Source organism: Saccharothrix obliqua (assembly GCF_019375475.1).
Lineage (GTDB): Bacteria > Actinomycetota > Actinomycetes > Mycobacteriales > Pseudonocardiaceae > Actinosynnema > Actinosynnema obliqua.
On record NZ_JAHXGQ010000003.1, the window covers coordinates 105288 to 125061 of the forward strand.

A 19774-nucleotide genomic window follows, 5' to 3' on the forward strand; every position below is an offset into this window, starting at 1 on the left:
GCGTCGCCGGGATCAGCGCTCGCCGAGTTCGTGCACCACCAGCGCGACGTAAAGCGACAACACCGATTCCGGGTCGTCCAGCGATACACCGAGAATCTGCTCGATGCGCGCGAGCTGTTGGTAGTAGGCGGTCCGCGACAAATGCGCCGCGTTCGCCGCGGCGGATTTGTTGCCGCCGTGCTCGCAAAAACCGCGGAGCAATTCCAGTAAACGGCTGCCCTGGTTCGCGTCGCGGTCGACCAGGGCGCCGAGTTCCCGGTCCGCGAAGGCACGCACCCGCTCGTCGTCACGCAGCAGGTGCAGCAGCCCGCGCAGCCGCACGTCGTCCAGCCGGTGGTAGAGCCGGTTGCCCGGCGAGCGCATCGCGGCGGCCGCGATGTGTGCCGCCTCGCCGAGGCTGCGCCGCACCTCGGTGAGCGCGGACACCGTGGTGCCGACCGCGATCACGACCGGCACCGAGTGCGGTGTGGTGGCGGCGGTGCGGTGCACCTCGCGGGCCAGGCGGCGCAGCACGCCGTCCAGCCCGGCGGCGGGCGGCAGCGACAGCAGCGCGCGCACGCTGGTGTCGTCCACGACCCCGACCAGCGCGGGCACCGTGACGCGGCGCGTGGCCAGCGCCGCCGCCTCGGCCAGGTCCCGCAACACCTCCTGGGTGGCCAGCGCCTGCGCGGGCGGGGTGGCGGCGCCCGGCCGGATCGCCACGCCCACGAGCTGCCTGCGCTCCAGCGGCACACCCAGTGCCGCCGCGCGTGCGACCAGGTCGTGCGGCGGTCGGTCCAGCAACTGGGTGAGCAGCGTGCGGTGGGTCTGGCGCTCCAACGACTCCCGGTCACGCGCCACCAGGCGGTGCACGGCCAGCGCGGACGCGGCACGCTCGGCCACCACGACGTGCCGGTGGGGCGGCGGTTCCGGCGACAGGACCACCAGCCGACCCCAGTCCGCGCCACGCGCACCGACCACGGTGACCAGCCAGCCCGACCGCTCGTGGTAGGCGGTGCGCTCGGGCTGCGTGACCGCCCGCGACCGGGCGGCCCAGTCGGCGAGCAACGCCGTCGGGTCCTGGCCCGCCGCGTCGTAGGCCAGGACCTCGTGCCCCAGGGTCTCCAGCACGACGGGCAGCCCGGACGTGCGGGCCACCTCGCGCAGCACCTCCGCGGGTTCCGCGCCGGCCACGGTGAGCGCGGTGAACGTCTCGTGCACCTGCTCGGCGGCCCGCAGCTCGGCGAGCTGGGCGTCCACGATCAACGCCACCACCGCCTCGGCCACCGACACGAACCGGGTCTCCTCGGCGAGCGTCACCAGCGGCAGCTCGTGCCGCTCGGCGGCGGTCACCAGGGCGGCGGGCACCCCGCCGCCCCACCGCCGCACCAGCTCCACCACCAGCCCCGCCGCGCCCACCTCAGCCAGGTCGGCGACGTACCGGGCGAGGCCGTCCGCGTCGTCCGGCAGCGCGATGCCCGTGGTGAGCACGAGTTCGCCACCACGCAGCAGGTGGGCGATGTCGGCGATCTCCGCGGCGTGCACCCAGCGCACCCGCCGCTGGATGCCGCCCGCGCCCGCGACGACCCGCGGCCGGGCCCGGCGGACGACCGGCAGGGCGAGGGCTTCGGCCACCGTGGGGTACATGAACACAATGTAAGTCGAATTGCCGGAATGCGGTACACGTTGTGCATGGCGGCGGCGTGGTGTCCCGACCAGACTTCCGGTCCAGGGACGCCCCCGAGGAGGACGTGATGGCAGCGAACGGAAGCGGGCACGCCGAACTGCTCGCCCGGCACCGCGCGGTGATGCCGGGCTGGCTGGCCCTGTACTACGAGCAGCCCATCGAACTGGCGCACGCCTCGGGCCGCCGCGTGACCGACCGGGAGGGCCGCACCTACCTGGACTTCTTCGCCGGCATCCTGACCAACGCGATCGGCTACGACGTCGCCGAGATCAGCGACGCGGTCCGCGCGCAGCTCGACACCGGCGTGCTGCACAGCTCGACGCTGTACCTGATCCGGGCGCAGGTGGAGCTGGCCGAGCGGATCGCCGGGCTGTCCGGCATCCCGGACGCCAAGGTGTTCTTCACCAACTCCGGGACCGAGGCGAACGAGACGGCACTCGTGCTGGCCACCCAGTACCGCCGCAGCGACCAGGTGCTGGCGTTGCGCAACTCCTACCACGGCCGGTCGTTCGCGAGCATGGCCGTCACCGGCAACCGGGGTTGGTCGGCGTCGTCGCTCAGCCCGGTCAAGGTGAGCTGGGTGCACGGCGGCTACCGGTACCGCAGCCCGTTCAAGGACCTGTCCGACGCGGACTACGTCCGGGCGTGCGTCGCCGACCTGCGCGAGGTCCTGGCGACCACCACGGCGGGCGACGTGGCGTGCATGATCGCGGAACCCATTCAGGGCGTCGGTGGTTTCGCCACTCCGCCGGACGGGTTGTTCGCCGCGTTCAAGGAAGTCCTCGACGAGTACGGCATCCTGTTCATCTCCGACGAGGTGCAGACCGGCTGGGGGCGCACGGGCGAGCATTTCTGGGGTATCCAGGCACACGGCATCACGCCGGACGCCATGACGTTCGCCAAGGGTCTCGGCAACGGGCTCGCCATCGGCGGCGTGGTGGCGCGTGGCGACCTGATGGACTGCCTGTCGGCCAACTCGATCTCCACGTTCGGCGGCAACCCGGTGTCCACGGCGGGCGCGGCGGCGACCCTGGAGTACCTGCTGGACCACGACCTCCAGGCGAACGCGGCGAAGATGGGCGAACGGCTCATCGGCGGGTTGCGCGGCATCGCCGAGCAGCGCCCGGCCGTCGGCGACGTGCGCGGCAAGGGGTTGATGGTGGGCATCGAGCTGGTCGGCCCGGACGGCGAGCCCGACCCGAAGGCGGCGACGGCCGTGCTGGAGGGCACGCGGGAACGCGGCCTGCTGGTCGGCAGGGGCGGCCTGCACGGCAACGTCATCCGGCTCGCGCCGCCGATGACGGTGACGGAGGACGAGGTGGCGGAAGCACTGGGCATCCTGGGGGACGTGCTGTGAGGATCACGCACCGGATCGGCGGCAAGCCGTGGGAGGGCGTCGCGACCCGCGCGGGCGACGTGTTCGACCCGGCGACCGGGCAGGTGGCCGCGCGGGTCGACTTCGCCTCGGCGGACGTGGTGGACGAGGCGGTGGCCGCCGCGCGGGCGGCGTTCACCGAGTGGCGCGAGGCGTCCCTCGCGCGGCGGTCGGGTGTGTTGTTCGCGTTCCGCGAGCTGCTCGACTCGCGCAAGGACGAGCTGGCCGCGATCGTGACCGCCGAGCACGGCAAGGTGCTGTCCGACGCGGCGGGCGAGGTGCAGCGCGGCCTGGAGGCCGTGGAGTTCGCGTGCGGCATCCCGCACCTGCTCAAGGGCGGGTTCAGCGAGAACGCCTCGACGCGGGTCGACGTGTACTCCATCCGGCAGCCGCTGGGCGTGGTCGGCGTGATCTCGCCGTTCAACTTCCCGGCCATGGTGCCGCTGTGGTTCGTGCCGAACGCCATCGCGTGCGGCAACGCGGTGGTGCTCAAACCGTCGGAGAAGGACCCGTCCGCGGCGGTGTTCCTCGCCGAGCTGCTCGCGGAGGCGGGGTTGCCGGACGGCGTGTTCAACGTCGTGCACGGCGACAAGGAAGCGGTGGACCGGGTGCTGGAGCACCCGGACGTGAAGGCGGTGTCGTTCGTCGGGTCCACGCCGATCGCGCGGTACGTCTACGAGACCGGCACCCGGCACGGCAAGCGCGTGCAGGCGTTGGGCGGGGCCAAGAACCACATGGTGGTGCTGCCGGACGCGGACCTCGACCTGGCCGCCGACGCGGCCGTGTCGGCGGGGTTCGGCTCGGCGGGCGAGCGGTGCATGGCGATCTCGGTCGTGGTCGCCGTCGACCCGGTCGGGGACGAGCTGGTCGCGAAGATCGCCGAGCGCATCGCGGGGCTGCGCGTCGGGGACGGGCGGCGGCCGGGGTGCGAGATGGGCCCGCTGGTCACCGGCGCGCACCGGGACCGGGTGGCGGGCTACCTGGACGCCGGTGTCGCCGAGGGCGCGGAGCTGGTGGTGGACGGCCGGGATCACCCGGTCGACGGTGAGCCGGGCGGGTTCTGGCTCGGGCCGACGTTGTTCGACCACGTGGGCACGGGGATGTCGGTGTACCGCGACGAGATCTTCGGCCCCGTGTTGTCCGTGTCGCGCGTGGCGACCTACGAGGACGCCGTGCGCGTGGTGAACGACAACCCGTACGGCAACGGCACGGCGATCTTCACCAACGACGGCGGCGCGGCGCGGCGGTACCAGAACGAGGTCGAGGTGGGCATGGTCGGCGTGAACGTGCCGATCCCGGTGCCCGTCGCGTACTACTCGTTCGGCGGCTGGAAGGACTCGCTGTTCGGCGACTCGCACGCCTACGGGCCGGACGGCGTGCACTTCTTCACGCGTACGAAGGTCGTCACGGGCCGGTGGCTGGACCCGTCGCACGGCGGCGTCAACCTGGGATTCCCGCAGAACACCTGAGCCCGCCACCCGGTTCCGCGCCTCGGCGGGGAACCGGGTGGCGGCGTGGTCAGGTCGCGCGGGCGGCGAGCGCCTGGGGCAGCGGGTCGTAGCGGCCGAAGCGGCGGGTGTACCCACCGGTGCCGGAGGTCAGGGAGCGCAGCTCGATCGCGTACCGGAGCAGTTCGGTCGACGGCACCTCGGCGCGGATCACCGTGTAGCCCGGGGTGTCGGCCTCGGTGCCGAGCACGCGACCCCGGCGACCGGACAGGTCGCCCAGCACGGTGCCCAGGTGCTCGTCCGGCAGCCGGATGGACACCTCGTCCAGCGGTTCCAGGACGGTGGTCCGGCCGTTGGCCGCCGCGTCCTTGAGCGCGAGGGCACCCGCGGTCTGGAACGCCGCGTCCGACGAGTCCACCGAGTGCGCCTTGCCGTCCACCAGGGTCACCCGCACGTCGACCACCGGGTGACCGCCGGACAGGCCGCGTTCGAGCTGGGCGCGCACGCCCTTCTCGATGCTGGGGATGAACTGGTTGGGCACCGCGCCGCCGACGATCCGGTCCACGAACTCGAACCCGGCGCCGCGGGGCAGCGGTTCCACCACGATGTCGCACACCGCGTACTGGCCGTGGCCGCCGGACTGCTTGACGTGTCTGCCGTGGCCCTTGGCCGGGCCGGCGAACGTCTCCCGCAGCGCCACGCGCACCGGTTCCGTGTCGACCTCCGCGCCACCCGCGCGCAGCCGGGCCAGCACCACGTCCGCGTGCGCCTCGCCCATGCACCACAGCACGAGCTGGTGGGTCTCGGCGTTGCGCTCCAGCCGCAGCGTGGGGTCGCCCGCGACGAGCTTGCCGAGGTTGCGCGCCAGGTTGTCCTCGTCGCTGCGGCTGCGCGGCACGACCGCGACCGGCAGCAGCGGTTCCGGCATCTCCCACGGCTCGACCAGCAGCGGCCGGTCCGGCGCGGACACCGTGTCGCCGGTCTCGGCGGAGCCGAGCTTGGTCAACGCGCACAGGTCGCCCGCCACGCAGTACGGCACCTCGCGCAGGTTCGAGCCGAGCGGCGAGTAGACGTGGGCGACGCGTTCGTCCGCGTCGTGGTCCTCGTGGCCGCGGTCGGCCATGCCGTGCCCGGACACGTGCACCGGGCGTTCGGGCCGCAGCGTCCCGGAGAACACCCGGACCAGCGAGACACGACCCACGTACGAGTCCACGGCGGTCCGGACGACCTCCGCGACCAGCGGTCCGTCCGGGTCGGCGGCGAGCCGGGGCTGGGGTATGCCGTCCACGCCGGTGACCTCGGGCAGCGGGTGCTCCAGCGGTGACGGGAAGGCGCGCGCGATGCCGTCCAGCAGTTCCGGCAGGCCCATCCCGGTCAGCGCGCAGACCGACAGGACGGGGTGGAAGGAGCCGCGTGCGACGGCGGTCTCCAGGTCGGCGACCAGGGTGGCCTGGTCGACCTCCTCGCCGCCGAGGTAGCGGTCCATGAGGGTCTCGTCCTCGCTCTCCGCGATGATTCCCTCGATCAGGGCGTTGCGCTGCTCCTCGTACCGCGGGTCGGCGGTGGTCAGCAGGTTGACCAACCCGTCGTCGCCGGGCAGGTAGAGCGGCACGACGCCCGCGCCGAACGCCTGTTGGCACGCGGTGATCGCGGACAGCACGTCGGCCCGGTGGTGGTCGGTGCGCGCGACGACCACGGCCCGGGGCATCCCGACCGACGCGCATTCCTCCCACAGGGCGACCGTGGTGGCGTCGACGCCTTCGGCGGCGCTGATCACGAACAACGCGGCGTCGGCCGCCCGCAGCCCGGCCCGCAGCTCGCCGACGAAGTCCGCGTAGCCCGGCGTGTCGATGAGGTTGATCTTGACGTCGCCGTGCCGGACCGGCGCGATGGAGAGGCCGACCGAGCGCTGCTGCCGCACGGCGGCGGGGTCGTGGTCGCACACCGTGTTGCCCTCGGTGACCGAGCCGGCCCGGGGCACCACGCCGGTGCTGGCGAGGAGGGCCTCGGTGAGCGTCGTCTTGCCGGAGCCGGACGGGCCGACCAGCACGACGTTGCGGACCTTGGCCGGGTCGTCTACAGCGACCGCGCCTGCCGAATGGCCGTTGTCGGAGTTTTTCGTTCCCATGAGGACCGCCCTCCACAAGTGTTTAGTGTTCGATCTCACACCCGCTGCGGCGATGGGACAAGCCCAACCCGGCACAACCGACCCGGCAGGAGGAACCCGGAAGGGCTGTATTCGGCGGGACGGGCCGCCGGGACGTGTCGTTGGCCGAGTGTTTGCGGTGGCGTAGGCCACTACCTGCGGTTGTGCGTCGAGTGGACTGCTGAGAACGCGTTGAATTGGCCTGCTTCGGCGGTCCACGTCGGACGTAACATGGGCGCGTTGTTCACCGACGCGAAAGGTTGGCCGTGACCACTTCATCCGACTCCGGGACGCACGTCACCGGCACCGCGCGCGTGAAGCGCGGCATGGCCGAGATGCTCAAGGGCGGCGTGATCATGGACGTGGTCAACGCCGAGCAGGCCAAGATCGCCGAGGACGCGGGCGCGGTGGCCGTCATGGCGTTGGAGCGCGTGCCCGCCGACATCCGCGCGCAGGGCGGCGTGTCGCGGATGAGCGACCCGGACATGATCGACGGCATCGTGGCCGCGGTGTCGATCCCGGTGATGGCCAAGGCGCGCATCGGGCACTTCGTCGAGGCGCAGGTGCTCCAGTCGCTGGGCGTCGACTACATCGACGAGTCCGAGGTGCTGACGCCCGCGGACTACGCCAACCACATCGACAAGTGGCAGTTCACCGTGCCGTTCGTGTGCGGTGCGACGAACCTCGGCGAGGCCCTGCGGCGGATCACCGAGGGCGCCGCGATGATCCGGTCCAAGGGCGAGGCCGGCACCGGTGACGTGTCGAACGCGACCACGCACATGCGCAAGATCCGCGCCGAGATCCGTCGCCTCCAGAACCTGCCGGCGGATGAGCTGTACGTCGCGGCGAAGGAGTTGCAGGCCCCGTACGAACTGGTGCGCGAGGTCGCCGAGGCGGGCAAGCTGCCGGTCGTGCTGTTCACGGCGGGTGGCATCGCCACCCCGGCCGACGCGGCGATGATGATGCAACTCGGCGCCGAGGGCGTGTTCGTGGGTTCCGGCATCTTCAAGTCGGGCAACCCGGCGCAGCGCGCCGAGGCGATCGTGAAGGCGACCACCTTCCACGACGACCCGGACGTGATCGCCAAGGTGTCCCGCGGCCTCGGTGAGGCGATGGTGGGCATCAACGTCGACGACATCCCCCAGCCGCACCGGCTGGCGGAGCGCGGCTGGTAGCACGTCCGTCGAGCCCGCCGGGAGATCACCCGGCGGGCCGCTGCCTTTCGCGGCTCCACCGGTTGGCGAAGGACGATTCGCGGACCGCTTCCTGGAGCGCCTCGCCGTCGACCCGCCACGTGCGCGGCCAACTCGCCCGGTAGGAGTCGGCCATCGTGGGCGGGTTCGGGGAGTCGCCGACCGGGTCGGGTGCCGCCGGTGTGGTGGTGGAGAGGCTGCGCGGGAGCGACAGGCGCGGGGACTCGGCAGCGACCACGGAGTCGACCTTCACCGCACCGCTTCCTCTCGGGTGGTGCGCAGCGCTTCGCCCTCGACACCCCGCGACCGGTCGGTCGCGGACTCGACCCACTCCGACATGGTCGGCTTGTTGGCCGCCTCGGTCACGATCGCGCTGACGTAGTCGGTCAGCGACATGCCGGCGGATTTCGGCCGCGTCCGAAGGGAAGCGACGACCTCGACGGGCACGCGGACATGGAGTGACTGCGTCTCGCCATCGGTCATGTCGCCGAGGCTAGGTGGTGCGCTGGTGGCTGTCATGGAAGTCGTCTCGGTCGATTCCGCGTTTGAGCGATATCCCTCGAACGGGCGTTCTACACCGGGTTCGGCGATTCAGGCCCGAGCGCGTTGTGCGGTGAGCACGGGCTGGTAGTACCCGCTGGAATCGGGACTGTGCCAGGTGATGTCGGTGAAACCGGCCTCGGCCACGAACTCCGTCAGCCGCGGGGCCGTCAACGCCCAGTAGGTGCTCCGGCGGACGCGGATCTGCCAGGTGTTCTCCTCGGGGACGAGCTGGAAGTGCTCCAGGTCGTAGTGCTCGCCGTCCTCGTGCCAGTGCCACAGCTGGAAGGTGATCACCTGGCCGTCGCGGGTTTCCGAGACCTGGGGAGGTGTCGCCGCGGTCCGCCGCGCCTCCGCGTAGTCCCGGACGGTGATCACCAGCAGCCCGTCGTCCCGGAGCACCCGTCTCATGCCGAGGAGCGCCGCCCGGACGTCTTCCCCGGAGAGCAGGTGCGGGAGCGAGTTGTCCGCGCAGAGGACGACGTCGAACGACGCGTCCCTGAACGGCAGCCCCCGCATGTCGGCCGCCACGGTCGGGAGCCGGTTCCCCCGTGCCGCGGCCTCGGCGGCGGCACGCGTGGCGGCGACCGGGCTCAGGTCGCTGCCGACGACCTGGTGCCCGGCCCCGGCCAGTCCGATGGCCTGGGTGCCGATACCGCACGCGCAGTCCAGGACGGTGTGCGGTCCGGTGCCGAGGTGGCCGTGGACGAGCTTGCCCAACACCTCGGCCTGGTAGGCGATGCCGGCGTCCCAGTCCCGGAACATCAGGTGGTAGTCCGGGGCCAGATCGTCGTAGAAATCCCGCGTGGAGGGTTCGGGCACGGGGCCACCGTAGTGCGCGGCACGACCGGTCTACACGTGTTCCATCACCAGGACGACCGAAGTGCCCGTGGTCAGTGCCGAGCACGTGTGCGGCACGTCGCCGGGAAACACCAGGTAGTCCCCGGGTCCGAGTTCGACGGGCTCGTCGCTTGGCCCGGCGAGGACGCGGCCTCGGCTGACGATCATGTGCTCCACCGTGCCCGCCATGTGGGGCTCGGAGTCGCGGGGGCTGCCGGGTTCCACGTCGAGCACGTAGATGTCCCGGCGGACGCCCGGGGGACAGGACGCGAGCAGCGTGGCCGCGTAGTGGGCGCGCTCCGAGTGGATCGACGGCCCCTCGCCGGCGCGGATGACGCGCACGCGTGGCGTGGGCGGGTCCACCAAACGGCTGAACGGCACGCCCAGCGCCACGCCCAGCGCCCACAGCGTCTCGACGCTCGGGTTGCCGCTGCCGGACTCCAGTTGGGACAACGTGGACTTCGCGATGCCCGCCCGCTTGGCGAGTTCGCTCAACGACAGCCCGGCACGGTCGCGCTCCCGGCGCAGCGAGGCGGCGATGACGTCCAGCGGCGCACCTGTGTTCGACATAACAGTCCCATCGTTCGTCTTGACGAACAGTCTGCCACTGTTCATTTTAGAAGACGATGCGTTCGACATGGCGAACCCAAGATCCGAAGCTGCTGCGCGACGTGGGCGCGGTGGCGGCCGGTGCTGCCGTCAACGGCGCGTCGTTCGGCGCGATCTCGGTCGCGGCCGGTCTGCCGTGGTGGATGCCGGTCGTCATGTCGCTGCTCGTGTTCGCGGGCGGCTCGCAGTTCATGGCGGTCGGGGTGGTCGCGGGTGGCGGCAGTCCGGCGGCGGCCGTGTTGGCCGGGCTCGTGCTGAACGCCCGCCACCTGCCGTTCGGGCTCGCGGTCGGCGACGTGCTGGGTCGCGGGCTGCTCGCCCGCGTGGTCGGCAGCCACCTCCTGATCGACGAGACGGTCGCGTTCGCCATCGCCGAGCGCGACCCGGCACGGGCGCGGGCCGCCTACTGGTCGTGCGGCGTGGCGTTGTTCGCCGCGTGGAACGTGGCCGTGGTCGCCGGCGCGCTGGTCGGCCAGGCGATCGGCGACCCGGGCGCGTTCGGCCTGGACGCGGCGTTCCCCGCGGCCCTGCTCGCGCTCACGCTGCCCGCCCTCAAGGACCGCCGCACCCGCGACGCCGCCCTGCTCGGGTCGGCGATCGCGCTGGCCGCCACGCCGTTCCTGCCGCCCGGCGTGCCCGTGCTGCTCGCGCTCGGCGGCCTGGTCGCGGCCCTGCGCCGGACGGAGGCCCGGACGTGACGCTGACCGCCGTGCTGGTGCTCGCCGCGGGCACCTACGCGTTCCGGCTCGCCGGGCCGCTGCTGCGCGACCGGCTCCGGCTGCCGGACCGGGCCGGTGAGCTGATGTCGACGTCGGCGACCGTCCTGCTGGTCGCGCTCGTGGCGACCGCCTCGCTCACCAAGGGGCAGGGCTTCGCCGGGTGGGCGTTGCCGATCGGCGTGCTGGTCGGCGGCGTCGCGGCGTGGCGCAAGGCGCCGTTCGTGCTGGTCGTCGTCCTGGCCGCGGCGACCACCGCGGCACTCCGCTTCGCCGGGCTGCCCTAGCCGAGGATCGGCGCGGCCAGCCGGCTCTCCGGCACGCCGAACGCGTCCACCAGCCGCCGGGCGTGGGGCCGCAGCTCGGCGCACAGCTCGTTCACCGCCTGGGTGACCGCCTTCGACCGCGCGGGCGTGAGGCGGCCGTGCTCCAGGAACCACGCCCGGTCCGCCTCGATCACGCTCAACGCGTACAGGTCGCACACCTTGTCCAGCAACGCGGTCGTCGCCTCGTCGCCGCACCGGTCCACAGCCGCGACGAACGCCTCCAGCACCACCCGGTCCACATGCGTCCGCGCCGCGTGCAGCAGGTGGTCCTGCGCGGCGTTGAACACGTCGAACGCGTTCGCCTCCGTCGCCGCCCGCAACCGCCGCGCCAGGCCCTCCAGCACGTGCCGCTCGCGGTCCTCGAACTGGCGCAACTGCCAACCCCGGTCCCGCAACGCGTCCGAACTGCCGCCGACCAACCGGTCCACGATGGCCCGCGCGGCGGTCCGCTCGATCACCACGCCGACGAACTGGTCGGCCACGAAGCGCGCCATGCCCCACGGGTCCAGATCACCCACGTGGTCCCGGTAGCTGGTCAGCAGTCCTTTCGCGACCAACTGGAGGAGGACGGTGTTGTCGCCCTCGAACGTCGTGAAGACATCCGTGTCCGCCTTCAGGTCCGCCAACAGGTTCTCGGAGAGGTACCCCGCGCCACCGCACGCCTCCCGGCACGCCTGGATCGTCGCCGTCGCGTGCCACGTGGACACCGCCTTCAAGCCGGCGGCACGTGATTCCAGCTCCCGCTGCGCCCGGTCGTCGGACACGTCGTGCAGCGCGGACACCAGCTCCTCCTGGGCGAAGTGCAACGCGTAGGACGTCGCCAACGCGGGCAGCAACCGCCGCTGGTGGGCCAGGTAGTCCAGGACGACGACCTCCTCGCCGCTGCCGGGCCGCGTGAACTGCCGCCGCGCGAGCCCGTACCGGATCGCGATGGTCAACGCCCGCTTGGTCGCGCTGCCCGCACCGCCGGCCACGCTGATCCGGCCACGCACCAACGTCCCGAGCATCGTGAAGAACCGCCGCCCGTCACCCTCGACGGGGCTGGAGTACCGGCCGTCCTCGGACACCGCCCCGTAGCGGTCGAGCAGCGCCGAGCGCGGCACCCGCACGTGGTCGAACCACAGCCGCCCGTTGTCCACGCCGTTGAGCCCCGCCTTGGGGCCGCAGTTCTCGATCCGCACGCCCGGCAGGGGCGCACCCGACTCGTCGCGGATCGGCACCAGCAACGCGTGCACCCCGTAGGACCGCCCACCGGTGACCAACTGCGCGAACACCACCGCCATCCGCCCGTCACGGGCCGCGTTGCCGATGTAGTCCTTGCGCGCCTCGTCGTCCGGCGTGTGCACGACGAACTCCCGCGTCTCCGGGTCGTACGTCGCCGTCGTCCGCAGGCGCTGCACGTCCGAGCCGTGCCCGGTCTCCGTCATCGCGAAGCACCCCGGCAGCTCCAGGCTCATGATCGCCCGCAGGTAGCGGTCGTGGTGCTCCCGCGTGCCCAACGCCTGCACGGCGCCGCCGAACAGGCCCCACTGCACACCGGCCTTCACCATCAACGACAGGTCGCCGAAGCCCAACGCCTCGAACGCGACCACCGACCCGCCGATGTCGGCCCGACCGCCGTACTCGACCGGGAAGCCGATCCGGGAGTACCCGCCCGCGGCCAGCACCCCGAGCTGTTCGAACACCTCCGCCCGGTCCGGCGCGCGCTCCGCCGGCAGCTTCGCCAGCAGGTCGATCGAGGATCGGCGCAACTCGGCCCAGCGGCCGTCGAGCAGGTCACGGAGTGCGTCAGCCATGACCATGCCTAACACAAGCGCGGCCGAGCCACCTTTCGGTGTCACACCCCGCGCGCAAACCCGAACCGCGTGTGACACTCATAACATCAAATCTTCCTCAAGCATGAAACGCGGGCAAACCCACAACCACTAACGTTCGGCCACCATGAATGAGCAGAGGGCAACGGAGCCGGACGCCGACGGCTACACCAAAGCGCTCACGAAGCGCCAAGTGCAGATGATCGCCATCGGCGGCGCGATCGGTGTCGGGTTGTTCCTGGGCGCGGGTGGGCGGCTCGCGCAGGCCGGACCGTCACTCGTCCTCGCCTATGCCGCGTGCGGTGTGGCCGCTTTCTTCGTGATGCGCGCGCTGGGCGAGTTGGTGCTGCACCGGCCGACCGCGGGCAGTTTCGTCGAATACGCGCGCGAGTTCATCGGACCGTGGGCCGGTTTCACCTCCGGGTGGATGTACTGGGTGAACTGGGCGATGACCGGCATCGCCGAGATCACGGCAGTGGCCATCTACGTGCACCGATGGCTGCCGGACCTGCCCCAGTGGGTGACCGCCCTGGTCGCGCTCGGCGCGCTGGTCACCATCAACCTCCTGTCGGTGAAGCTGTTCGGCGAACTGGAATTCTGGTTCAGCGTGGTGAAGGTCACGGCCATCGTCGTGTTCCTGTTCACCGGTCTCGCCCTGGTGATCGGCAGCGCGGACATCTCCGGTCACCAAGCGGGCGTGCACAACCTGTTCGACAACGGCGGTGTGTTCCCGGTCGGGATCGGTATCGCCCTGATGACGCTCCAGGCAGTCGTCTTCGCCTACTCCGCCATCGAACTCGTCGGCATCGCCGCCGGTGAAACGGCCAATCCGCGCGAAGTGCTGCCGAAGGCCATCAACGGCGTCGTGTACCGCATCGGCATCTTCTACGTCGGTTCCGTCCTGCTGCTCGCGATGCTGTTGCCGTGGCACCTCTACAGCGGTGCCGAGAGCCCATTCGTCACGGTGTTCTCGGCGCTCGGCATCGGTGGTGTCGGTGACGTCATGAACGCGGTCGTCCTCACCGCCGCGCTGTCCTCGTGCAACTCCGGCCTCTACTCCACGGGCCGCATCCTGCGCTCCCTCGCGCAGAAGGGCGAGGCTCCCGCGTTCGCCGGTCGGATGAACTCCCGGCACGTCCCGTACGGCGGCATCCTGTTCACGTCCGTCGCCTACCTGGCCGGCGTGGTGCTGAACTACATCGTGCCCAAGGAGGCGTTCGACATCGCGATCGCGATCGCTTCCCTGGGTGTCGTCGCGACGTGGGCGACCCTCATCGTCTGCCAGCTCAGGCTGCGGCAGGCCGCGCTGCGCGGCGAACTCACCAGGCCCGCTTACCGGATGCCCGGCGCGCCTTACACGGGTTACGCGACGCTCGGGTTCCTCGCCCTGGTCATCGTGCTGATGGCGTTCGCGGGCACCGCCGAGCGCATCGCGTTCTGGTCCATCCCCGTACTGGCCGTCGTGCTGTTCGCGGGCTGGCGAGCCGTCCGCCCGCACCCGTCCCGAGTGGGCCGCTGACCACCGCACGGCACCGGCAGCAGCACCGTTCACCTACGCTGATGGGGTAATTCACCAGGGAGGAAACGAGCTGTGTCCGTCGTAGGTGTCCTCGCCCTCCAGGGCGACGTCCGTGAGCACCTCGTGGCGCTGGCCGAGGCCGATGTGCTGGCCCGCCCGATCCGCCGCCCCGAGGAACTGGCCGAGGTGGACGGCGTCGTGCTGCCGGGTGGCGAGTCGACGGCGATCAGCCGGCTGCTCGCGACGTTCGAGCTGCTGGAGCCGCTGCGTGCCCGGATCAAGGAGGGGATGCCCACCTACGGCTCGTGCGCCGGCATGATCCTGCTCGCCGACCGGGTCCTCGACGGGCGGCCCGACCAGCACCAGCTGGGCGGGCTGGACATCGTCGTGCGGCGCAACGCGTTCGGCCGGCAGGTGGACTCGTTCGAGGCGGAGCTGGACTTCACCGGGGTGGGAGACGTGCACGCGGTGTTCATCCGCGCCCCGTGGGTGGAAAGCGCGGGGGAGGGCGTGGAAGTGCTCGCCAAGGTCCCCGAATCCGCCGAAGCGGGGGACGCCGCCGGTAGGATCGTCGCGGTTCGGCAGGGGCACGTGCTCGCCACCTCGTTCCACCCGGAACTGACCGGCGACGGGCGCGTGCACCGCCATTTCGTGGACATGGTCCGTGCCGCGGGCTGAGCACCAGACGGAGGAGAAATGAGCGGCCACTCAAAGTGGGCGACCACCAAGCACAAGAAGGCCGCAATCGACGCCAAACGCGGCAAGCTGTTCGCGCGGCTCATCAAGAACATCGAGGTCGCGGCCCGCACCGGCGGGAGCGACCCGGACGGCAACCCCACCCTGTACGACGCCATCCAGAAGGCGCGCAAGAACTCCGTGCCCCTGGACAACATCGAGCGCGCCCGCAAGCGCGGCGGTGGTGAGGAAGCCGGCGGCGCCGACTGGCAGACCATCATGTACGAGGGCTACGGACCCAACGGCGTGGCCGTGCTGGTCGAGTGCCTGACCGACAACCGCAACCGCGCGGCCTCCGAGGTCCGCACCGCGATGACCCGCAACGGCGGCAGCATGGCCGACCCGGGCTCGGTCTCCTACATGTTCACCCGCAAGGGCGTGGTGATCGTGCCGAAGGGCGACCTGGCCGAGGACGACGTCCTCATGGCCGTCCTGGACGCCGGCGCGGAAGAGGTCAACGACCTGGGCGAGAGCTACGAGGTGGTCAGCGAGGCAGGCGACCTGGTAGCAGTCCGCAAGGCCCTCCAGGACGCGGGTTACGACTACGAGAGCGCGGAAGCCAACTTCCTCCCGTCGGTCTCCGTCCAACTGGAAGCCGAGGGCGCCCGGAAGATCTTCAAGCTGATCGACGCGCTGGAAGACTGCGACGACGTGCAGAACGTCTACGCCAACTTCGACGTCTCGGACGAGGTCATGGCGGAAGTAGACGCCTAACCCGGCGCTGGAGCGCCTACCCGATGCCGGAGCGCCTAACCCGGCGCCAACCCGGCGCCGGAGCGGCAAAGCCGGTACCCGAAGCGGTGCCGGCGCTCGGACCGGTGCCGGTACCCGAACCGGTGCCGGCGCTCGAACCGGTGCCGGCGCCCGGACCGGTGCCGGCACCGAAGCTGGTGCCGGCGCTCAGCTTCGGCCAGGTGCCTCAAGTCCGGCGGGCGGGGTCGGACGGACGTTGGGGAATGGTCCATGCGGCCACGCCGCACACCCCACCCCGCTGCGTGTCATCCCCGTATGGCCTGCGCGCCAGCGAACCGCGCTCGTTCCCAGGGCGCAAACACGCACTTCGTTTGCGCCCTGGGAACGAGGGTGGTTGTCTTGACCAGGCCATACGGGGATGACACGCAGCCCGCCTTTGATCGTCATCCTTGGCGGCCTGCCAAGCGGCGAGCGTCCGTCCTTGCACCGCCCCACCCGACCCCCACCCCCCACCCCATGCACAATGGCCCGGTGTCGAGTCCCGCGCTGAACCCCCAGGAATCGAACCTCCGAGACTGGCTGTTCGACCAGGCCGAACGCCACGGCCACGCGGTCGTCACCGTCCCCGAGGACGCCGAGGGCGCGGGTTACTCCTTCTCCGTGGGCGCGTGGCGGAGATTCGGCGTGGCGGAGGCGGTGGTGCTCGGCCTGCCGACCGAGATGGCGCAGGTCCTCATCCGGGCCTACGTGGACCGCGCCAGCCGGGGCGAGCGCTTCCTCCCGGGCAAGCTCTACCACGACTTCTTCGACGGGGTCCCGATCACCTTCGAGCGGGTCTTCAAGGGCTTCTACCCGGAGTTCTTCGGCAGCGCCTTCCTCCTCTACGGCAAGGGCGACTTCCCGGCCGTGCAGATCATCATCCCGACCGCCGACGGCCAGTGGCCGTGGCACCCGAACGCGCCCGCCGGTTTCGCGGACTGGCAACTGGTGCTCACCGAGAGCGGCCTGCCGGAGAGCTGGACGCCGGGGCACAACGGGCCTTGAGCCGCAGGTCGGCCCGCCGAGGTTGTCCGGCGATCGTTGTCAGCCCGAACACCGTCGACACCGGACAACCGGACCGCGCTATCAAGTAGTGGTGCGAGCGTCGGGGGACTTCGCACAGCCGCAAGGGGGAGCACGTCCCGTTCTCGTGAAGGCGGGGAGCTTCGCGGGGACGGGACGTGCCGGCTTGGCCGCGGGACGCGCCCCGTCCGCGGTCAAGGAACAGGTCGCAGGGGGGACCTCGGATGGGTCCCCCCTGCGACAAAACCGCTGGGTTCTCCTGCGACAAATCGGGGTACAGCGCAGAAGCGCCCAGCAGCCACCCGGCACCACAACCCCAGCACCACAACGCCCCAGCACCACTGACAGACCTGACCGCGGAAGCACCCGCCCCCTACCGCAGCACCCCCACCCACCTTGACCAACACACCCACACGATCACGGCTGACGCCCGAGCATCCCGACCAACCGGTCCTGCGCGGAGGCGTCGTCGGGCACCGCCACCGGCGGACCGAACACCCCGCTCCCCGAGAACGAGTCGAAACGCTCTTCGGCGTACCGCAGCAGCGTCGCGGCGAGATCCGGGTCGAGCCGCTCATCGGCGCCGATGGCCCGCGCCAGGTCCCACGCGTGCACGCCGAGGTCGAGCGTCATCTGCCACCCGTACTCGACGGCCGGCGTCTTCCCCCAACTCAGGTCCACGTGGCGCAGCAGCGCGTTCGGCGCGATCCACGCCTCCCGCGCCGCCGCCGCGGCCAGGACCCACGACCGCAGCGGGTCGCCGCCGAGCTGGTCACCGTCGAACCGGTCGCCGACCTGCGCCAGGGTGCAGCCCGCCAACAACTCGGGCGCCCAGAGCTGCTCGCGCACCAGGTGGTCGACCAGGTCGTGGACGGACCACCCCGCGCAGGGTGTGGACGAGTCCCACTGGTCGGGGCGCACGAGGCGCACCCGGGTGTCGAACTCCGTCATCGCGCGTCCGTGCGCCTCGATCAAATCCACCTCACGAGTGCATCAAACCTCGCACCGGGCCGCACCCCGAGCGTGTGCGGTCGGCCACATGCCCGCCGTGAATTTCATCCAGTACACCCGTACGGCGTAACGTGACCCGGCACGCCGCGGGTGACATCGTTGACACCAGGAGGAACCAGTGAGCGCCACGAGCGCGGCTTCCGCCCCCCAACGGGGGTTCTTCGGGCATCCCCGAGGGCTGTCCACGCTGTTCTTCGCCGAGTTGTGGGAGCGTTTCTCCTACTACGGGATGAAGGCGATCCTCGCCTACTACCTGTACCGCTCGACGGCCGAAGGCGCGCTGGGCCTCGACAAGAGCTTCGCCCTGTCGCTGGTGGCGATCTACGGCGCGGCCGTCTACATGTCCGGCGTGGCGGGCGGCTGGCTGGCCGACCGGGTGCTCGGCGGGCAGCGCTCCGTCTTCTACGGCGGCGTGCTGATCATGTTCGGCCACATCGCGCTCGCGCTGCCGATCGGCCTCACCGGCGTCTACACCGGTCTGCTGCTGATCGTCCTCGGCACCGGCCTGCTCAAGCCGAACATCTCGACCGTCGTCGGCGGGCTGTACGCGCAGGACGACACGCGCCGCGACGCCGGGTTCACGATCTTCTACATGGGCATCAACCTCGGTGGCTTCTTCTCGCCGCTGGTGTGCGGGTGGCTCGGCGAGGAGGTCGACTGGCACTTCGGGTTCGGCGCGGCGGCGGTGGGCATGGCGCTCGGCCTGGTCGCCTACCGCTTCGGGCGGCGCAACCTGGGTGACTCGGCGGCCGTGCCGCCGAACCCGCTGCCCGCCGAGGAGCGCGGGCGCGTGCTCGGCCGGATCACGGCGGTCACCCTCGGCATCGTCGTCGTGGTGGGGGTGCTCGTCGCCACCGGCGTGATCGGCGCAGAGGGCGTGATCAACCTGATCAGCATCGCGTCCGTGCTGCTGCCCATCGGCTACTTCGTCGTGATGATGCGCAGCCCGAAGACCACGAAGGTGGAGCGGTCGCGGCTGACGGCGTACATCCCGCTGTTCATCGCCGCCGCGATGTTCTGGCTGCTGTTCGAGCAGAGCGCGACGGTCATCGCGGCGTTCGCGGACACCCGGCTCGACCGGCACTTCCTCGGCCTGGACATCCCGCCGTCGTTCATCCAGTCGATCAACCCGGTGATGATCATCCTGTTCGCGCCGCTGTTCGCGCTGCTGTGGGTGAAGCTCGGGAAGCGGCAGCCGACGACGCCGCGCAAGTTCGGCATCTCGCTGCTGCTGGTCGGCCTGTCGTACGTGCTGCTGATGATCGCCAGCGGCGGCGACCCGGAGGTGCGTGCCGCGTTCCTGTGGATCATCGTCATGTACGCGGTGATGACGTCGGGCGAGCTGCTGCTCTCCCCGGTCGGCCTCTCGGTGACCACCAAGCTCGCGCCGCGGGCGTTCGCCTCGCAGACGATGGGCCTGTGGTTCCTCGCGTCCGCCGCCGGCCAGGGCATCGGCGCGATCGTCGTCCGCTTCTACAGCGACGAGAACGCCCAGGCGTACTTCGGCGTGCTCGGCGGCCTCTCGATCGTGCTCGGCGTGCTGCTCGTGCTGGGCGCGAACCGGATTCGCGCGCTGATGCACGGCGTGGACTAGCACCTGCTCGGGAAGCGCGGTCGACCCGCCACGGCGGCGGTGCGGCGGCTCGACCGCGCTGTGCCCCACAGGATGCCGGACGTTCCTGTGGTTCACCTGATGGTTTCGCCGGTTCAAGCCATGGTTTCCACCATCGGGTGATCTCCGGTGGCGACCGGGAACCGGGCAGCCCCGCGACGGCCGCCGCCGCACCCGACCCGCCGCCCGCAGGTCCGGGAACCTGCCGGAACAACCCGCGCAACGCCGCCGCGCCCTCCACGCGCGAGGTTCGCGCCCAGGCAGTAGTGGATGCCCGCGGAGAACGACAGGTGCTCGCGCCCCGCGGGTCGTCCCGGCCGGAACCGGTGCGGGTCACGGCGTTGCCGATCAGGTTCACCGTCGTCTCGAAACCGGCCACCAGCAGCAGTTCCGTGGTCGCGTCCACGGGTGACAGCTCGCCCGCGGGCAGGACGCCGAACCGGGGGTCGCGCAGCAGCGAGTCGCAGAG

Annotated in this window: 18 protein-coding genes; 10 read left to right on the plus strand and 8 right to left on the minus strand. The window is 71.2% G+C overall.

The features are described 5' to 3' along the window. Positions 1-12 precede the first annotated feature (12 nt). The gene (locus KZQ38_RS10485) at positions 13-1626 is read right to left on the minus strand and encodes a PucR family transcriptional regulator (protein WP_219440643.1); all 1614 of its coding nucleotides are present in this window, start codon (positions 1624-1626) and stop codon (positions 13-15) included. Between the two features lie 107 nt (positions 1627-1733). Here KZQ38_RS10485 and KZQ38_RS10490 point away from each other — a divergent pair, with 107 nt between their 5' ends. Both KZQ38_RS10490 and KZQ38_RS10495 read left to right on the plus strand, forming a co-directional pair. Beyond that, the gene (locus tag KZQ38_RS10490) at positions 1734-3023 is read left to right on the plus strand and encodes an aspartate aminotransferase family protein (protein ID WP_219440645.1); all 1290 of its coding nucleotides are present in this window, start codon (positions 1734-1736) and stop codon (positions 3021-3023) included. Beyond that, entirely contained in the window at positions 3020-4510 is a 1491-nt protein-coding gene (locus tag KZQ38_RS10495; protein ID WP_219440647.1) for a CoA-acylating methylmalonate-semialdehyde dehydrogenase, read from the plus strand. Before KZQ38_RS10490 ends, KZQ38_RS10495 begins: the two co-directional genes overlap by 4 nt. 49 nt (positions 4511-4559) lie before the next feature. On the opposite strand, the gene KZQ38_RS10500 is transcribed toward KZQ38_RS10495, so the two are convergent. Further along, positions 4560-6617: an elongation factor G-like protein EF-G2 gene (locus KZQ38_RS10500; protein WP_219440650.1), complete on the minus strand. Its 2058-nt coding sequence runs from the start codon at positions 6615-6617 to the stop codon at positions 4560-4562. Positions 6618-6901: 284 nt separating this feature from the next. On the opposite strand from KZQ38_RS10500, the gene pdxS reads away from it, so the two are divergent. Beyond that, positions 6902-7810, plus strand: coding sequence for a pyridoxal 5'-phosphate synthase lyase subunit PdxS (pdxS, locus tag KZQ38_RS10505; RefSeq protein WP_372452221.1), 909 nt, complete (start codon positions 6902-6904; stop codon positions 7808-7810). Positions 7811-7835: 25 nt separating this feature from the next. Here the strand turns inward: pdxS and KZQ38_RS10510 are convergent, their stop codons facing one another. The 4 genes from KZQ38_RS10510 to KZQ38_RS10525 form a co-directional block, all read right to left on the minus strand. Next, the gene (locus KZQ38_RS10510) at positions 7836-8081 is read right to left on the minus strand and encodes a hypothetical protein (RefSeq protein WP_219440654.1); all 246 of its coding nucleotides are present in this window, start codon (positions 8079-8081) and stop codon (positions 7836-7838) included. Beyond that, positions 8078-8311 (minus strand): hypothetical protein, encoded by a 234-nt coding sequence (locus KZQ38_RS10515; protein WP_219440656.1) that lies wholly within the window; start codon positions 8309-8311, stop codon positions 8078-8080. The genes KZQ38_RS10510 and KZQ38_RS10515 overlap by 4 nt, the downstream gene beginning before the upstream one ends. 108 nt (positions 8312-8419) lie before the next feature. Then, complete coding sequence (locus KZQ38_RS10520; protein ID WP_308258337.1) at positions 8420-9190, minus strand: class I SAM-dependent methyltransferase; 771 nt, start codon at positions 9188-9190, stop codon at positions 8420-8422. Positions 9191-9220: 30 nt separating this feature from the next. Continuing rightward, entirely contained in the window at positions 9221-9778 is a 558-nt protein-coding gene (locus tag KZQ38_RS10525) for a helix-turn-helix domain-containing protein (protein WP_219440658.1), read from the minus strand. A gap of 56 nt (positions 9779-9834) precedes the next feature. Here KZQ38_RS10525 and KZQ38_RS10530 point away from each other — a divergent pair, with 56 nt between their 5' ends. Next, positions 9835-10515, plus strand: a complete 681-nt coding sequence (locus KZQ38_RS10530) for an AzlC family ABC transporter permease (protein ID WP_219440660.1) — start codon at positions 9835-9837, stop codon at positions 10513-10515. Beyond that, positions 10512-10820, plus strand: coding sequence for an AzlD domain-containing protein (locus KZQ38_RS10535; RefSeq protein WP_219440662.1), 309 nt, complete (start codon positions 10512-10514; stop codon positions 10818-10820). The genes KZQ38_RS10530 and KZQ38_RS10535 overlap by 4 nt, the downstream gene beginning before the upstream one ends. Here the strand turns inward: KZQ38_RS10535 and KZQ38_RS10540 are convergent. After that, positions 10817-12655, minus strand: a complete 1839-nt coding sequence (locus tag KZQ38_RS10540; RefSeq protein ID WP_219440664.1) for an acyl-CoA dehydrogenase family protein — start codon at positions 12653-12655, stop codon at positions 10817-10819. The two genes, KZQ38_RS10535 and KZQ38_RS10540, sit on opposite strands and share 4 nt — an antisense overlap. A 145-nt stretch (positions 12656-12800) precedes the next feature. On the opposite strand from KZQ38_RS10540, the gene KZQ38_RS10545 reads away from it, so the two are divergent. From KZQ38_RS10545 to KZQ38_RS10560, 4 genes are all read left to right on the plus strand, one after another. Beyond that, complete coding sequence (locus KZQ38_RS10545; protein ID WP_219440673.1) at positions 12801-14192, plus strand: amino acid permease; 1392 nt, start codon at positions 12801-12803, stop codon at positions 14190-14192. Between the two features lie 72 nt (positions 14193-14264). Beyond that, positions 14265-14870, plus strand: a complete 606-nt coding sequence (gene pdxT / locus KZQ38_RS10550; protein WP_219440675.1) for a pyridoxal 5'-phosphate synthase glutaminase subunit PdxT — start codon at positions 14265-14267, stop codon at positions 14868-14870. Positions 14871-14888: 18 nt separating this feature from the next. After that, a complete protein-coding gene (locus KZQ38_RS10555; RefSeq protein ID WP_219440677.1) occupies positions 14889-15641 on the plus strand; it encodes a YebC/PmpR family DNA-binding transcriptional regulator in 753 nt (250 codons plus the stop codon). Between the two features lie 495 nt (positions 15642-16136). After that, positions 16137-16664, plus strand: coding sequence for a DUF4262 domain-containing protein (locus tag KZQ38_RS10560; protein ID WP_219440679.1), 528 nt, complete (start codon positions 16137-16139; stop codon positions 16662-16664). A gap of 435 nt (positions 16665-17099) precedes the next feature. Here the strand turns inward: KZQ38_RS10560 and KZQ38_RS10565 are convergent, their stop codons facing one another. Then, positions 17100-17633 carry a TIGR03086 family metal-binding protein gene (locus tag KZQ38_RS10565; RefSeq protein WP_219440681.1) on the minus strand — a complete coding sequence of 178 codons (534 nt, stop codon included), beginning with the start codon at positions 17631-17633 and terminating at the stop codon, positions 17100-17102. A gap of 178 nt (positions 17634-17811) precedes the next feature. On the opposite strand from KZQ38_RS10565, the gene KZQ38_RS10570 reads away from it, so the two are divergent. Further along, a complete protein-coding gene (locus KZQ38_RS10570) occupies positions 17812-19287 on the plus strand; it encodes a peptide MFS transporter (RefSeq protein WP_219440683.1) in 1476 nt (491 codons plus the stop codon). Positions 19288-19774 lie beyond the last annotated feature (487 nt).

Excerpts from the sequence above, each read along its gene's own strand:
- KZQ38_RS10485 (WP_219440643.1), bottom strand. The coding sequence starts at position 1,626 with ATGTACCCCACGGTGGCCGAAGCCCTCGCCCTGCCGGTCGTCCGCCGG.
- KZQ38_RS10490 (WP_219440645.1), top strand. The coding sequence starts at position 1,734 with ATGGCAGCGAACGGAAGCGGGCACGCCGAACTGCTCGCCCGGCACCGC.
- KZQ38_RS10500 (WP_219440650.1), bottom strand. The coding sequence starts at position 6,617 with ATGGGAACGAAAAACTCCGACAACGGCCATTCGGCAGGCGCGGTCGCT.
- KZQ38_RS10515 (WP_219440656.1), bottom strand. The coding sequence starts at position 8,311 with ATGACCGATGGCGAGACGCAGTCACTCCATGTCCGCGTGCCCGTCGAG.
- KZQ38_RS10525 (WP_219440658.1), bottom strand. The coding sequence starts at position 9,778 with ATGTCGAACACAGGTGCGCCGCTGGACGTCATCGCCGCCTCGCTGCGC.
- KZQ38_RS10530 (WP_219440660.1), top strand. The coding sequence starts at position 9,835 with ATGCGTTCGACATGGCGAACCCAAGATCCGAAGCTGCTGCGCGACGTG.
- KZQ38_RS10540 (WP_219440664.1), bottom strand. The coding sequence starts at position 12,655 with ATGGCTGACGCACTCCGTGACCTGCTCGACGGCCGCTGGGCCGAGTTG.
- KZQ38_RS10545 (WP_219440673.1), top strand. The coding sequence starts at position 12,801 with ATGAATGAGCAGAGGGCAACGGAGCCGGACGCCGACGGCTACACCAAA.
- KZQ38_RS10555 (WP_219440677.1), top strand. The coding sequence starts at position 14,889 with ATGAGCGGCCACTCAAAGTGGGCGACCACCAAGCACAAGAAGGCCGCA.
- KZQ38_RS10560 (WP_219440679.1), top strand. The coding sequence starts at position 16,137 with ATGCACAATGGCCCGGTGTCGAGTCCCGCGCTGAACCCCCAGGAATCG.
- KZQ38_RS10565 (WP_219440681.1), bottom strand. The coding sequence starts at position 17,633 with ATGACGGAGTTCGACACCCGGGTGCGCCTCGTGCGCCCCGACCAGTGG.